Origin of the sequence: Aliiroseovarius crassostreae (assembly GCF_025137635.1) — a bacterium.
Classification (GTDB): domain Bacteria; phylum Pseudomonadota; class Alphaproteobacteria; order Rhodobacterales; family Rhodobacteraceae; genus Aliiroseovarius; species Aliiroseovarius crassostreae.
The window spans coordinates 1,247,112-1,260,690 of record NZ_CP080772.1; the positions used below are offsets into that span (position 1 = coordinate 1,247,112).

11 protein-coding genes are annotated in these 13,579 nt (G+C 59.0%); 7 read left to right on the top strand and 4 right to left on the bottom strand.

Going from position 1 to position 13,579, the window contains the following annotated elements:
• Positions 1-95 precede the first annotated feature (95 nt).
• Entirely contained in the window at positions 96-1,181 is a 1,086-nt protein-coding gene (locus K3J57_RS05985; protein WP_259794435.1) for a PA0069 family radical SAM protein, read from the top strand.
• Between the two features lie 65 nt (positions 1,182-1,246).
• On the opposite strand, the gene bmt is transcribed toward K3J57_RS05985, so the two are convergent.
• The 3 genes from bmt to K3J57_RS06000 all read right to left on the bottom strand — a co-directional run bounded on the left by bmt (position 1,247) and on the right by K3J57_RS06000 (position 5,052).
• Entirely contained in the window at positions 1,247-2,263 is a 1,017-nt protein-coding gene (gene bmt, locus K3J57_RS05990) for a betaine--homocysteine S-methyltransferase (RefSeq protein WP_259797525.1), read from the bottom strand.
• A 265-nt stretch (positions 2,264-2,528) separates the two neighbouring features.
• Positions 2,529-4,526 carry a phosphatidylglycerol lysyltransferase domain-containing protein gene (locus tag K3J57_RS05995; protein WP_259797528.1) on the bottom strand — a complete coding sequence of 666 codons (1,998 nt, stop codon included), beginning with the start codon at positions 4,524-4,526 and terminating at the stop codon, positions 2,529-2,531.
• Positions 4,527-4,740: 214 nt separating this feature from the next.
• Positions 4,741-5,052 carry a DUF1476 domain-containing protein gene (locus tag K3J57_RS06000; protein WP_173487421.1) on the bottom strand — a complete coding sequence of 104 codons (312 nt, stop codon included), beginning with the start codon at positions 5,050-5,052 and terminating at the stop codon, positions 4,741-4,743.
• Positions 5,053-5,292: 240 nt separating this feature from the next.
• On the opposite strand from K3J57_RS06000, the gene purC reads away from it, so the two are divergent.
• The 5 genes from purC (at position 5,293) to K3J57_RS06025 (ending at position 10,276) form a co-directional block, all read left to right on the top strand.
• Positions 5,293-6,057 carry a phosphoribosylaminoimidazolesuccinocarboxamide synthase gene (purC, locus tag K3J57_RS06005; RefSeq protein WP_173487422.1) on the top strand — a complete coding sequence of 255 codons (765 nt, stop codon included), beginning with the start codon at positions 5,293-5,295 and terminating at the stop codon, positions 6,055-6,057.
• 104 nt (positions 6,058-6,161) lie between these two features.
• Complete coding sequence (purS, locus tag K3J57_RS06010; protein ID WP_055191851.1) at positions 6,162-6,392, top strand: phosphoribosylformylglycinamidine synthase subunit PurS; 231 nt, start codon at positions 6,162-6,164, stop codon at positions 6,390-6,392.
• Positions 6,392-7,060 carry a phosphoribosylformylglycinamidine synthase subunit PurQ gene (gene purQ / locus K3J57_RS06015; RefSeq protein ID WP_259797530.1) on the top strand — a complete coding sequence of 223 codons (669 nt, stop codon included), beginning with the start codon at positions 6,392-6,394 and terminating at the stop codon, positions 7,058-7,060. The genes purS and purQ overlap by 1 nt, the downstream gene beginning before the upstream one ends.
• Before the next feature lie 45 nt (positions 7,061-7,105).
• Positions 7,106-8,896 (top strand): sensor histidine kinase, encoded by a 1,791-nt coding sequence (locus K3J57_RS06020; RefSeq protein ID WP_375542824.1) that lies wholly within the window; start codon positions 7,106-7,108, stop codon positions 8,894-8,896.
• 45 nt (positions 8,897-8,941) lie between these two features.
• The gene (locus K3J57_RS06025) at positions 8,942-10,276 is read left to right on the top strand and encodes a sigma-54-dependent transcriptional regulator (RefSeq protein ID WP_259786720.1); all 1,335 of its coding nucleotides are present in this window, start codon (positions 8,942-8,944) and stop codon (positions 10,274-10,276) included.
• 271 nt (positions 10,277-10,547) lie between these two features.
• On the opposite strand, the gene K3J57_RS06030 is transcribed toward K3J57_RS06025, so the two are convergent.
• Positions 10,548-12,659: a tetratricopeptide repeat-containing sulfotransferase family protein gene (locus K3J57_RS06030; RefSeq protein ID WP_259794439.1), complete on the bottom strand. Its 2,112-nt coding sequence runs from the start codon at positions 12,657-12,659 to the stop codon at positions 10,548-10,550.
• Positions 12,660-12,994: 335 nt separating this feature from the next.
• On the opposite strand from K3J57_RS06030, the gene K3J57_RS06035 reads away from it, so the two are divergent.
• Positions 12,995-13,570, top strand: coding sequence for a 50S ribosomal protein L21 (locus K3J57_RS06035; RefSeq protein WP_055191861.1), 576 nt, complete (start codon positions 12,995-12,997; stop codon positions 13,568-13,570).
• Positions 13,571-13,579: the final 9 nt, after the last annotated feature.

Here is a 13,579-nt window from a genome sequence, read left to right on the forward strand (position 1 = left end):
CTGAGTGCGCTTTCAACGACGCGAAGGCAAATGATTTATTCGCATGGAAAACGTGAGGTTCTTTCAAATGTTCCCTAAATGTTCTATGAGGGGATATGGAAAGATCAAAATTCCGACAGGTTTCAGCTGATCAGCGCCGCGGACGCGGTGCAACCTGCAATCCGGCAGGGCGGTATGAGGCGTTTGAGCGGGAAAAGATCTGCGATGGATGGGACATTCAGCCAGAGCGCAGCTTGCGCACCGAGGTTCATATCGAATCGCCGCGCCAGATCATCACCCGAAACACCTCTCCCGACCTGCCATTTGACCGCTCGATCAATCCCTACCGGGGGTGCGAACATGGCTGCATCTATTGTTTTGCCCGCCCCAGCCATGCCTATCTGGGCTATTCCCCCGGTTTGGATTTCGAAACCCAGCTGATCGCCCGGCCAGGCGCCGCAGACCGGCTTGTGGCTGAGTTGCGGCGCAAATCTTATCACCCCAAACCGATTGCCATTGGCACCAATACCGATCCCTATCAGCCGATCGAACGCGACTATCGGGTGATGCGTGGCATTCTGAACGTGCTGTTGGAACATCGGCACCCGGTCACAATCGTTACCAAGGGGTGTTTGATCGAGCGGGATTTGGACCTGTTGTCCGAACTCGCGCGGTTGAACCTCGTGCATGTGGGCGTGTCGCTGACCACGCTGGACCCGCATGTGTCGCGCCGGATGGAACCGCGCGTGCCGGGACCAAAACGACGCCTTGCCATGATCTCGGCCCTTGCCAGCGCCGGGATCCCCACTCGGGTCATGGTGGCACCCGTGGTGCCGGCGCTGACCGATCACGAGCTTGAAGCGATCCTGACCGCCAGCCGAAAGGCCGGTGCCATGGCCGCGAGCTATATCCTGCTGCGCTTGCCAGAGGAGGTGTCCCCGTTGTTTCAGGACTGGCTGCTTGAGGCGTTTCCCGACCGCGCCGCGCGGGTGATGGGGCGGATGCGTGACATGCGAGGGGGCAGGGAATATCACGCTGCGTTCACACAGCGCATGGTCGGGCAGGGTGAATATGCCCGCCTTCTGTCTCATCGGTTCCGGATTGCCTGTCGCCGGTTGGGTTTTGTCCGGGAGCTGCCCGCGCTATCCTGCACGCAGTTCCGGGTTCCACCAAAATCCGGGGATCAGTTGTCTCTGTTCTGAGGGGGAATGGAAAAAGGACCCGTGCAGTCGCACGGAGCCTCTCCTGAATTTGAAATCCGGTGGTGTCAGCCGCGGCGGCGGCGCCCGCGGCGGGCAGGTGCCCCGTCATCCTCTCCGGTGCCGTCAGACGCAGATGAGAACCCACCAAGCTTTTCCGCGATCTCTTCCAGCGTCGGGCGGGTATCGCCTTTCGGACGGGTTTCAAGCGCCTCGCGCATGGCGCGCAGATGCTCCGCCGTGGTGCCGCAGCAGCCGCCGATAATACGTGCGCCGCAATCGCGGGCAATTACCGCGTAATCGCCCATCAGGTCCGGGGTGCCATCATAGTGGATATGACCATCTACATATTTCGGAATGCCCGCATTGCCCTTGGCGATAATTGGGCGTTCCGTGCCCTGAGCGGCAAAGCCCAGAACCGTGCGAAGCAGGTCTGCTGCCCCCACGCCGCAATTGGCTCCGAACGCAACCGGTGGGTTGGGCAGGCTTTCGACCTTCAGCGCCAGATCAGCTGAGGTCACCCCCATCATGGTGCGCCCGGCCGTGTCAAAACTCATCGTGCCGCACCAGGCCATGCCTGCCAGCTCAGCCGCCTTTGCAGCCGCTTTGTATTCGTCAAAGGCCGAGATCGTCTCAACCCAAAGCACGTCAGCGCCACCGGCTTTCAGACCTTCGGCCTGTTCGTGGAACATTTCGACCGCGCCATCAAAGGTCAGGCTGCCCATCGGTTCCATGATTTCACCGGTCGGACCAACTGATCCGGCCACGATCACCTTGCGGCCCGAGGCATCCGCGACCTCACGGCCCAGCTCGGCCGCTGCCTTGTTCAGTTCGAAAACGCGCTTTTCTGCCCCGTGCAGCTTCAGGCGCGACGCATTGCCACCGAATGAGTTGGTCAGGAAAATGTCCGATCCGGCGTCGACGGCGCCGGCATACAGCGCGCGGATCTTGTCCTGCTCGTCCACATTCCAAAGCTCTGGTGCATCACCCGAGGTCAGTCCCATGTTGAACAGGGTGGTGCCGGTTGCGCCATCCGCCATCAACCAGTCACGTTCTGCAAGCAACTCTGTCAGCGCATCTGCCATATTGGTCTCCGATCTTTGCGAGGCGACCGCCGCGCGTAAACTTGGGGGCATCTGCCCGCCAGATTGTCTGTTGCGTGCTACCTGCCACGGATTTCGTGACAGCGCAAATTCATTCCGTTCATCGAGATGATGAAGACCGTTTTATATCGGGTTTTATGCCGGTTTTATACCGGGCCAGCTTTACGCCTGAGTGGAGGCTCGTCAGGTCTGGGTCATGCAGGCAAGCCTATGGCGGGGCGGGGGTGTTTCGCGTTCACTGTCGGTATCACTGCGGTCGCGAGATTTCGCGCATCACATCCAGCGCGCCCGTCACCAGACCACGTCGCTTTGGTGCCGCCGCATAAAGCGTTTCCCAATTGGGGGCAAAACACGTCTTGAACTGGCGCAGCCCGGCCGCCCCGGTGATCCGGTCCAGCCGCTCTCGAAGCCAGTGAAACACTTTGGGCTCGGTGGATTGTTTTTCATAGGGCACCGCCGCCAGCGACAGGCGGTCATACCCTTCTGACGCAGCCTGCCGGATGGCTGCGACCAGCAGGAGATGCATTGTGCCATCCGGTGCCTTGGCACCCATGCGCATGAGGTCCAGAACCTGCTCCTGCGCGTTTGTATGCAGGGTGATGAAACCAACCAACTGATTTTTCTGATAGGCCAGAAAGACCTGGGCATAGGGCAGGGTGGCTGGGGACCAGATGCCCATGGAAAATCCTCTTTGGCCGCCGCGCTCGGCGCGCCAGGCCTCTGCAATATCATTCATATCCGCGATCGGCAGGTTGCTGCCGCCCAACTGCACCCGCAGTCCGGCTTTTTCAGCCTGTCTCAGTTTTCGGCGCAATTGACGACGTTCGGCCCCTGCGGTGGTAAAGGTCTGCGGATTGAGCCATGCTTCGCGCGCGATGGGCAGGGTTTTCCATCCGTTTTTGCGGGCCAGAGCGGCAAAGCGCGGCCCGATCTTGTAGAGAAATGGCGCACGATATGTCTCCTGAGCAAGGCAATGTGCCTGCCGCAGGTACTCCTTTGTGATGCTGTCTGGTGTCAGAGGGTCTGACAAAAGGATGAGGCTTTGCCCCGACAATTTTCCCATTCCTGTTAAGACCGGACCCGCCGTGTCGCCTCCGCACTCAACAGCTGCCAGGTTGCCGTGACGCAGCAGCGTGGCCTCGGCGCGCGGGGCGTTTGCCACCTGATGATGCAGGTGGGCGGGCAGTTGGGGGGCGCGTGTGATCGGGGTGATCTTGGCGGATTGGGGGCGGGCACTGTCGCGGCGCGCAGCTTTGCGTGGCCCTCGCACCGTCACAACAGTGGCGATCAGCGCGGGGATCGCATAATATACGGCCCGAAAGGCGAGGATGCCGGCCAGAACCGGCTCTTGCTCCAGATGAGGGAGCAGGGCCAGAAGGGTCAGTTCAAATGGCCCGACCCCGCCGGGAGTGCCGGATATCAGACCCGCCCCGAGTGCGACGAGATAAGCCGCCATCAGCGGCAGGATCCCGATGGTGCAGTTTTCCGGCAAAATCACCCAGAGGGCCGCACCAGCCGCAACCGTATCAAGGGCGGCCAGAGCCACAAAGGCGGCCATGGCGCGCAGGGGAGGAATATTGAAACGCGACAAAAGGGCGGGGCGCCAGAGGGACAGGGTCATGGGAAGGCCTGCCCCGCCAAATGCCCCCCAGCCCAAGGGGCGGATCCAGTGGATACCAGCAAGCTCAACCGGAATGAGCAGGAGGAACACAGCGGTCACCACCGCCCAGGCGGAGAGGAAGGACAGGGCCACCATCATCGAGATGTGCAATGCCCTGAGCAAGGTCAGCTCCGGCAGCATACGCCATCGCACGAAGGCAGAACTAATCACGCCAAACCCAACAGTTTGGGACAGGGCGATTGCGGTTGCTCCCGACATCTGCGCCTCTCGGGAGGCGATGGGCGTGCCGATCAAACGATGCACCACGCGGTCATATCGGCCCACGGCCCAGAAGGAGATCGCGGAAAACAGGGCTGCCCCCACCCATTGATGGGGCTGAACCGTCACGAGAGAGGCCTGGATATAAGCATAATCAAGCCCCGCGATCCGGTCCCACAGGAGGGCAACGATGGCCACGGCAAACCCGAGCGGCAGCAACTGGCGGACCAGCAGGCGGATCAGGTCCAGCCCGGTCTCCTCAGCCGGTTGCATTATGCGCGATGGAAACTCCGCCACGGGGCGCGCACGCGGTGAAAGTTTTCGAAGTTTCAGGATATGTCTGTTCTGTTTTTTCAAGTCGCTCATGACGCCTGCCTGCCGTTCGATCAGGCCCATCCCGATCAGCCTCCCGGCCCGTGCCACTGTGTGGGCAGGGAGCAAACAGGTCGTTAACAGATCAATTTATCGGTAGATTTTCATAAGCTGGGGCAGGGTGCTCATATCCTGATCGGGCCTTTTCAGACCAGACATAAAAAAAAGGCGCCCCGCGCGGGACGCCTTTTTGAGCCGTGTGGGCCGCTTACGCGTCGCCCATCATCTCTTCTTTGACCTGTGCCAGAATCTCAGCGCGTTTCGCGCGGACCTCTTCAGCGGTCACGGTGTTCAGGTCGCCCACAACCTTGCGCACGACGTCCTCATGGCCAGCCTCTTCGAAATCGGCAACGATGACTTCTTTTGCATAGGCTTCGGCCTCATCGCCGGTCTTGCCCATTTTCTCAGCCGCCCACAGGCCAAGCTTTTTGTTGGCGCGCGCCTCGGCTTTGAAGATCATTTCTTCGTCATGAGCAAACTTGGCTTCAAAAGCTGTTTCGCGGTCGTCAAAAGTGGTCATTCCGGTTTCCCTATCCTTGGGTGAATACTCTGTTGTCTTTGATATGCCAATCGTGGGCCTGTCTCGCAACCCCGCTAGCGCTCTCAACGGCAGGAAATTGCATTTGTTTTGACAAGAATAGCAGGAAACACGGGATAATTCTGCCCAATTCTTGCCTCAGCGCAAGGAAATGCGTATAGCGCGTGCAACAGGCAGGAGTCGCGTGGCTCCTGCAGGCTGCACTTCAATGGCGGAGATCCCATGGCACGGCGCAAAAAACTTTACGAAGGCAAGGCAAAGGTTCTGTATGAGGGGCCGGAAGCGGGCACTCTGGTGCAGTATTTCAAGGACGATGCCACTGCGTTCAATGCCGAGAAAAAAGACGTGATCGAAGGCAAGGGGGTGCTGAACAACCGCCTGTCCGAGTTCTTCATGAACGGCCTGACCCAGATCGGTGTGCCGAACCATTTCATCAAGCGCCTGAATATGCGTGAGCAACTGATCCGCGCGGCCGAAATCGTGCCGTTGGAAGTGATTGTCCGCAATTTCGCCGCAGGTTCCATGGCCAAGCGCCTCGGGCTTGAGGAAGGCACCAAACTGCCGCGCCCGATTGTCGAGTTTTCCTATAAGGATGATGCGCTTGGCGACCCGCTGGTGCCGGAAGAATATATCATGGCGTTCGGCTGGGCCTCTCAGCAGGAACTGGGGGAAATCGTCGACATGGCGCTGCGCGTGAACGACTATCTCTCTGGTGTCATGTTTGGTGTCGGCATCAAGCTGATTGATTTCAAAATCGAGTTCGGTCGGGTCTATGATGGTGATTTCCCGCGCCTGATCCTGGCGGATGAAATCAGCCCTGACAGCTGCCGCCTGTGGGATATCGAGACCGGGCAGAAGCTCGACAAGGATGTGTTCCGCCGTGATCTGGGCAGCCTGACGGATGCCTATACGGAAGTGGCCCGTCGCTTGGGGGTGCTGCCCTCGAACGTGACCCATGCCAACACCAAACCGACCCTGATCAACTGATCCCTTTCCGGCGCCCCGGCAAAACGCGTGGGGAGCCGCAACACCTAAATCCCGGGCAAAATTCGTGCAGAGTTTTGGTCCAGCGCTAAGAGAAGGAAGTGCAGATGAAAGTCCGTGTAGACGTGATGCTGAAAACCGGCGTTCTTGACCCGCAAGGCGAGGCCGTGCGCCATGCGCTTGGCAATCTGGGGTTTGACGGTGTGGAAAAGGTGCGTCAGGGCAAGGTGATCGAGCTGGATGTGGCCGAGGGCACGTCGGAAGATCAGATCAAGGATATGTGCGAAAAGCTGCTCGCCAATACCGTGATCGAAAACTACGCCATTCAGGTGCTGTGATGAAAGCGGGGGTCATTGTATTTCCGGGTTCGAACTGCGACCGCGATCTTGCGGTGGCGTTTGAGCGGGCCGGCGCCGATGTGACGATGATCTGGCACAAGGACACGGACCTGCCCGAGGGGCTGGATATTGTGGGCGTGCCGGGGGGCTTCTCCTTTGGGGATTACCTGCGTTGCGGCGCCATTGCGGCGCAGTCGCCGATCACCAAATCGCTGATCAAACACACCGAGCGTGGTGGTTATGCAATCGGGATCTGCAACGGGTTCCAGGTGCTGACTGAAACCGGCATCCTGCCCGGTGCCCTGATGCGCAATTCAAACCTTAAGTTCATCTGCAAACCGATTGGTTTGAAAGTGGAAACCACGGATTGTGATTTCACCGCCGGCTATGAGCAGGGGCAGGAAATCACCGTGCCGGTTGCGCATCATGACGGCAATTACACCGTGACGGATGAAAAGCTCGCGCAGCTGCGTGGCGAGGGGCGGATTGCCTTTACCTATACCGACAATCCCAATGGTTCGACCGGCGACATCGCCGGGGTGATTTCCAAAAACCGTCGCGTCCTTGGTATGATGCCGCACCCGGAGCGCTGCGTGGACAAGCTGCATGGCGGCACCGATGGGGTGGCAATGTTCCGCTCGTTGGTGGACGCTGTCGTGGCTGTTTAAGCAGATCGTCTTGTGACCCTCGGCCATGGCGCGTAAACTTGCGCCATGGCGGACAACACCCAGAAACGCACCCAGAAATTGATGACTGATGCTCCCGCTCCGCGCCCCGGGGTCTCTCTCAGGGGACGGTTGGCGCTGCTGGTTCTGGTCAGTCTGGCCGCCGCGGTTATTTTCTTCTCCAATCGCTGGCTGACCGAACGCTATACCGAAACCACCCGCAACCGGGCTGAACTGCGGGTGGCGCTTTATTCCGGCAACCTGATCAGCGAATTGCAGCGAAATTCGGTTGTGCCTCTTCTGTTGTCGCGCGACCCGGCGCTGATCAACGCCCTGAATTCCGGGGATTTTGCCCATAGTTCTGCCCGGCTGATTTCCTATCTGGATGAGATTGAGGCAAAGTCGCTTGTGCTTCTGGATGGGGATGGGCGGATTGTTGCGGCGACCACCCGGGAAACGCTTGGGGAAAGCCATCGTTCGGAGCCGCATTTCGTGGATGCGCTGCGCAGCTCTGAAACCGTGTTCTCGGCAGTGCCGACCGAGGCAGGGGCCTATGAATTCACCTATTCGCGCAAGATCGAAGCCGGCAACAAGGTGATTGGCGTGATCGTGGTCGAGGTCGACCTGCGCAAGTTTGAAAAAAGCTGGGCCGGGATCTCGGACGCTGTTCTGGTGACCAATTCCGAAGGGAATGTGATCCTGGCCACCGAAGCCCGCTGGCGTGGCAAGCCAGAGAATGAAGCCCTGGAGGCGGTCCCGGCAATGGCCGCAATCCGGCGCAATTTCCGCAATTCTGCCGAATGGACCGCGCTGCCCTCGGAAATGCTGTTCCTCGGGGAAGCGGTGATGCGGCAGGAAGCGCGGGTCCCGTTTCAGGGCTGGCGCATTGCGTCTTTCACCTCATACGCCTCGGTGCGCGAAAAGGTGAACGCGGTTCTGTCCCTGGAAATCATGGCCTTTGCCATGCTGCTGTCGCTGACCTTTTACCTGATCAGCCGCCGGGCCCAGTTCAGATCGGTTCGGTTTGCGCAGGAGTCAGCGGATTTGCGGTTGCTGAACAACCAGTTGCAGCGCGAAATTGCCGAACGTCAGAGGGCTGAGAAAAACCTGCAGGTGGCTGAGCAGACCCTGGCGCAAAGCTCGAAACTTGCCGCCCTTGGCGAAATGTCCGCAGCCGTCAGCCACGAGCTGAACCAGCCTCTGGCGGCGATGAAAACCTATCTTGCAGGGGCCAAGCTGCTGCTGCAACGCAAACGGCCTGACGAAGCCCTGTCCAGTTTCCAGCGCATTGATGATCTGATTGAGCGTATGGGCGCCATCACCAAGCAGCTGAAATCCTATGCGCGCAAAGGGGGCGACGCGTTCGAACCGATGGATGTGCGCGAATGTGTGTCTTCCGCGCTGTCGATGATGGAGCCGCAACTGAAAAGCCGCGAGGTGCGCATCACCCGCAATATTCCACGAGATCCGGTTATGGTGATGGGGGATCGGTTGCGGCTTGAACAAGTGTTGATCAATCTGATGCGCAATGCGATTGACGCGACCAAGACGGTTGAAGCGCCGCAGGTTGATATTATCGTCAGCCGTGGGGATTACGCGTTGATTTCAGTGCGCGACAATGGTGATGGGGTGACGGATCTCGACAATCTGTTTGAGCCTTTCTACACCACCAAGGCCCCCGGAGACGGGGTTGGGCTTGGCCTTGCGATCTCTTCCGGCATTGTCAATGATTTCGGTGGGCGGTTAACCGCTCGTAATGGCCAGGATGGCGGTGCGGTGTTTGAAGTCGAGCTGCCGCTGCTGAAAGAAGACGACAGTGATATTGAAGCCGCCGAATAAGGTGGCCATATGAATGCAGTGCCCGCGAGGGAAAGAGGAGTGGTCATGGCCCAGGTAATGAAAATTGCAATCGTCGATGACGAACAGGATATGCGGCAGTCAATTTCTCAGTGGCTGTCCCTGTCGGGATTTCAGACCGAAACCTACCCGTCGGCGGCGGATGCGCTGAAAACCATCGGCGCGGATTATCCGGGTGTCGTGGTGTCGGACATTCGGATGCCCGGCATGGACGGGATGGATTTTCTGAAAAAACTCATGTCGCTGGACAGTTCGCTGCCGGTGATCATGATCACCGGTCACGGCGATGTGCCGATGGCGGTTGAGGCGATGCGGGTCGGGGCGTTCGATTTTCTCGAAAAACCGTTCAACCCCGACAATATGACAAGGCTGGTCAAGAAAGCATCCCACAAACGCCGCATGGCGCTGGACGCGCGCGCGTTGCGAAAAGAGCTGGGCGATGGCTCGACCATCATGAAGAAGCTGATCGGGGCCTCCCCGGTCATGTCGCGCCTGCGCGAAGATATCCTCGATATCGGTCAGTCCGACGGACATGTGCTGATCGAGGGGGAAACCGGAACCGGGAAAACCCTGGTGGCGCACGCGCTGCATGCGGTCGGGGCAAAAGCGGGAAAGAAATTTGTCGTGGTGCCCTGTCTCGGGCAGGAAGAAGAGGATCTGGGCCGGCGTCTGTTTGGACCGATGGAAGAGGGCGGACAGCAGCCTTATGTCGAAGAGGCGCGGGGGGGAACCCTGGTGCTTGAAGATATCGAAGCATTGCCAATGGCGCTGCAGGCCCGGCTCCTGACCTGGATCAACGATCAGGGTAGTCCCGCCGAGACCCGCATTGTCGCAATCTGCAACCTGCAGGAACAGGGCAAAACCTGCGAGGATTGCCTGCGTCCCGATCTGTTCTACCGTCTTGCCGCCATGAAAATCACCCTGCCTCCGCTGCGCCAGCGCGGCGAGGACATTCTGATGCTGTTTACCGGCTTTGCCGACCAGTTCGCCGAGGAATATGGATGCGCCGCCCCCACCGTCAGCGTGCAGGAAGCAGCCCAGCTGATGCAGGCGCCCTGGCCGGGCAATATTCGCCAGCTGATCAATATTTCGGAACGTGCCGTGCTGCAGTCGCGCCGCGGATCGGGCACCATTTCGTCCCTGTTGATGAATGATCATGAAGAGGCGCAACCGGTGATGACCACCGAGGGCAAGCCGCTCAAGGAATATGTCGAGGCGTTCGAACGGATGCTGATCGACAACACGATGCGCCGTCACAAAGGATCAATTGTCGGCGTGATGGAAGAGCTTTGCCTGCCGCGCCGCACCCTGAACGAGAAAATGGCGAAATACGGCCTGCAGCGCGCCGATTATCTGCAATAAAACGTTTCGACTTTAACCTGAGACAGGGAAAAGTCGAAACGCAGTCAGAAATGTCAATGATGTGGGCGTTTCGGATCAAACTTGTGTGTCAAGTTTATCCTGAAACGCTTTAGGCGCAGCCGGACCAGATCAAAACCCAAAAGGGGCACCAATATTCGGCGCCCCTTTTTTCTTGCATGAAATACCTCGGGGTGAGGCTGAAAGCCGAGGGGCAGAGCCCCTGATATCCCCTGATGATGGCCGATTACAGCTCCTGACGCGCCGTCAGCGATCAATCCTCTGGTACGCCGTCCAGCCCCTTCAACCCCTCCAGCATGACCGCCAGCTTGTCTTCATACTGGCGCCAGCGGCCGATCGAGGAATTGTAAAGCGGCTGGCGGGCCTGGTGGATCGACAGGGTCTTCACCTTCCGCTTGTTTTCATAGAAGGACAGGCAGGCGTCTTCCCAGTCCAGCTCACAGAATTCCAGCAGCTTGCGCACCTCTGTTTCCGGGTCCGAGACCAGCTTTTCATATTGGATCTCATAAATCCGGTCCGCGGCCAGCTTGCGCCATGCAGCCAGATACTCAGTAAACAGGCGATAGACCTCAACCAGATCTTCCTGGTCATTGGTGTAGGTATGGGCCCCGCGCACGAAGCGGTTTTTCAGCATCGAAAACAGGTTGTCGCGTGGATCACGGCGCAGGGCGACAATCTTGGCTTTGGGAAGGGCGAGCCAGACCAGCGGCGCCACTTTATACGTCGAGATCGACTTGTCCGTGACGATATCCGTGTTCGGGAACCTCTTCAGTACCGCTTCGCGATACTCGCGCCCGATCTTTTCCAGCGTTGCGCCGGGCAGATCGTTGATGGAACCGCCATTTGCGACCACTTTATTGGCATGCGCAAACCCGATCGTGTGAAACAGGGACATCTCATCCCCGCCGGTGACACGGGAATGGCTGGCCAGAATCTGCTCTACCAATGTGGTCCCGGATCGTGGCATCCCGGTGATGAAGATCGGGCTGTCCTCCTGATAGCCCACCTGGCCGATACGTGACATGTCCATCCCGTCGACAAAGCGCATCATCTTGGTGAAATCGGTCTGCTCTTTTTGTTTGTCATGGGGGAACGCCTCCAGCGCCATGGCATTGGCGGCCTCCAGATAGGGCCAGACCTTGTCGAACTGCTTGTTGTCTTCCATCAGTTTGACCAGCGCATAGGCCAGATCCACCCGTGCGGGCAGGTCGGGGTCATTTTCCCACAGCGACAGCATTTCCTGGGCGATCGGATCCTCCAGCGGCAGCTTGCGCCCGCCGCCGATCTGGCGATACACCGCGCCGGATTTCAACCCGGCCTCCAACGCGGTTTTCAACAGGGTTTCGGCCTCTTCAAACTTGCCTCTCTGCTGCATCAGGTTGCCAGTGATCGTGACCACACGCGTATGGGTCGGCGCGCGTTCAAAGGCATCGCGCGCCAGCGCCAGCGCCTCTTCGGGCTTTCCGGACTGATCCAGAGCCACCGCGCGCAGCGCCGTTTGCTCAGGCGTGTTGCGGATCGCTTCTGGCAGGGCATCATAATCCGCCAGCGCTTCATGCGGGCGTTCCAGCATGATCAGCGTGTCAATCCGCAAAAGGCGGCCCAGCTGATTGCCCGGATCGATTTCCAGAAGGCGATCGAAATAGGGCACTGCGTCATGCGGGCGGCTCAGTTCTTTCAGGACAAATCCCATATTGCCCAGAAGCTTTGGATTGGAGGGAACCTGTTTATGCGCCTGTTCCAGCAACTCATGCGCTTCGTGAAACCGCGACTGTGTGGACAGAAGCTCACCGTAATTGATCATTGCCTCCGCATAATCCGGGTCGATCTCAAGCGCCCTGCGATAGGCGGCTTCTGCTTCGTCTGGTTTGCGCATGGCGGTCAGGGTGCCGCCGAGGATCAGTTGAATGATCTCGTTTTCCGGATGGGCGGCGGCCAGGGCCTGGGCTTCTTCATTGACCGCTGCCACGTCGCCAGAGTTGAACCGGGCCAGCAGCTCATTGATCTTGGCAGAGGGGATGCCCACGGATTTGCGTACCGTGTCGGAATTGCTGCGGGTCATCTGCGCCAGAAGTTTCTTCTGCCCCGACGCCGAAATGCCCACCTTTTTCATCAGTTTCTGGGCGCGCTTGACCGCGGCCTTGTCGCCGAGCATGGACAGTGCATTGGCATAAAGTGACCAGATTTTCGGATCACGTGGAACAAGCCGTGTCGCCTCGTGAAAGGCGCTGACCGCATCCTTGAAACGCCCCTGTGTCATCGCCGTCTGCCCGGACCGCAACGCTTTTTGCGCCTGGGCAATTGCCGGGTTGGCCGACGGGGCAGGGGCAGGACGCCCGGATGCCTGGCTGGCCAGCGGAAACATCGGGGGTCTTGAATTGTTTTGCGACATGGTGTTGGGTCTCCGCGAGCAGGCCATCCGGGCCGGGCCAAATTCTTCCTACTGGCTATCGTGACAGCCATGGAGGCGCAAGAGGGGCGCAGGCAATAGCGCAACCGCGGCGCGCATTTGCCGTTATTATTCTTGACTTATCCCGATTTTCCACCGATAAGCCGCCAATCCGGCTGAGGGATCCCTTTGCCGGAACGATTAATCTCTGCCCAAACGGGCGCGCCGTTCGAGGCATTGGTGGGACCAACCCACTGCCGAAACACCGGGATATCCGGGGCCGTAGGACGCGGAAAATGAAGGAAGACCAAATGTTTGCGGTTCTGAAAACCGGCGGCAAGCAATACAAGGTTCAGGCTGGTGACATCCTGCGCGTTGAAAAACTGGCTGCTGAAGCTGGCGAAACCGTCCAGTTCAACGAGATTCTCATGGTTGGCGCCACTGTTGGCACCCCGGTCGTCGCTGGCGCCGGTGTGCAGGCAGAAGTGATCGACCAGATCAAAGGCGAGAAAGTCATTCACTTTGTGAAGCGTCGCCGTAAGCACAGCTCCAAGCGCACCAAAGGTCACCGTCAGCAACTGACGCTGGTGAAGATCACCGAAGTGCTGGAAAACGGTGCTGACAAATCGGGTGTGAAAGCTGCGATTGGCGCAGGTTCGGTTTCGGGTGCTGCGGCCCCGGCGGCCAAAAAGGCTGCTCCGAAAGCCGAAGCCGCTGCTGGTGCTGACGATCTGACCCAAATCACGGGTGTCGGCCCCGCCGCCGCCAAAAAGCTGGCAGATGCCGGCATCACCACCTTCGCCCAGCTGGCCGCTGTCGACGTCGAAACCTTCGATGCCGTCAAAGTGAAAGCCGAGTGGGTTGAGCAGGCCAAAACTCTGGCCTAATCTTAACTA

Bases quoted from the DNA above. Each gene is read 5' to 3' on its own strand.
- K3J57_RS05985 (WP_259794435.1), top strand. From the start codon at position 96: ATGGAAAGATCAAAATTCCGACAGGTTTCAGCTGATCAGCGCCGCGGA.
- bmt (WP_259797525.1), bottom strand. From the start codon at position 2,263: ATGGCAGATGCGCTGACAGAGTTGCTTGCAGAACGTGACTGGTTGATG.
- K3J57_RS05995 (WP_259797528.1), bottom strand. From the start codon at position 4,526: ATGAGCGACTTGAAAAAACAGAACAGACATATCCTGAAACTTCGAAAA.
- K3J57_RS06000 (WP_173487421.1), bottom strand. From the start codon at position 5,052: ATGACCACTTTTGACGACCGCGAAACAGCTTTTGAAGCCAAGTTTGCT.
- purC (WP_173487422.1), top strand. From the start codon at position 5,293: ATGGCACGGCGCAAAAAACTTTACGAAGGCAAGGCAAAGGTTCTGTAT.
- purS (WP_055191851.1), top strand. From the start codon at position 6,162: ATGAAAGTCCGTGTAGACGTGATGCTGAAAACCGGCGTTCTTGACCCG.
- purQ (WP_259797530.1), top strand. From the start codon at position 6,392: ATGAAAGCGGGGGTCATTGTATTTCCGGGTTCGAACTGCGACCGCGAT.
- K3J57_RS06020 (WP_375542824.1), top strand. From the start codon at position 7,106: ATGGCGGACAACACCCAGAAACGCACCCAGAAATTGATGACTGATGCT.
- K3J57_RS06025 (WP_259786720.1), top strand. From the start codon at position 8,942: ATGGCCCAGGTAATGAAAATTGCAATCGTCGATGACGAACAGGATATG.
- K3J57_RS06030 (WP_259794439.1), bottom strand. From the start codon at position 12,659: ATGTTTCCGCTGGCCAGCCAGGCATCCGGGCGTCCTGCCCCTGCCCCG.
- K3J57_RS06035 (WP_055191861.1), top strand. From the start codon at position 12,995: ATGTTTGCGGTTCTGAAAACCGGCGGCAAGCAATACAAGGTTCAGGCT.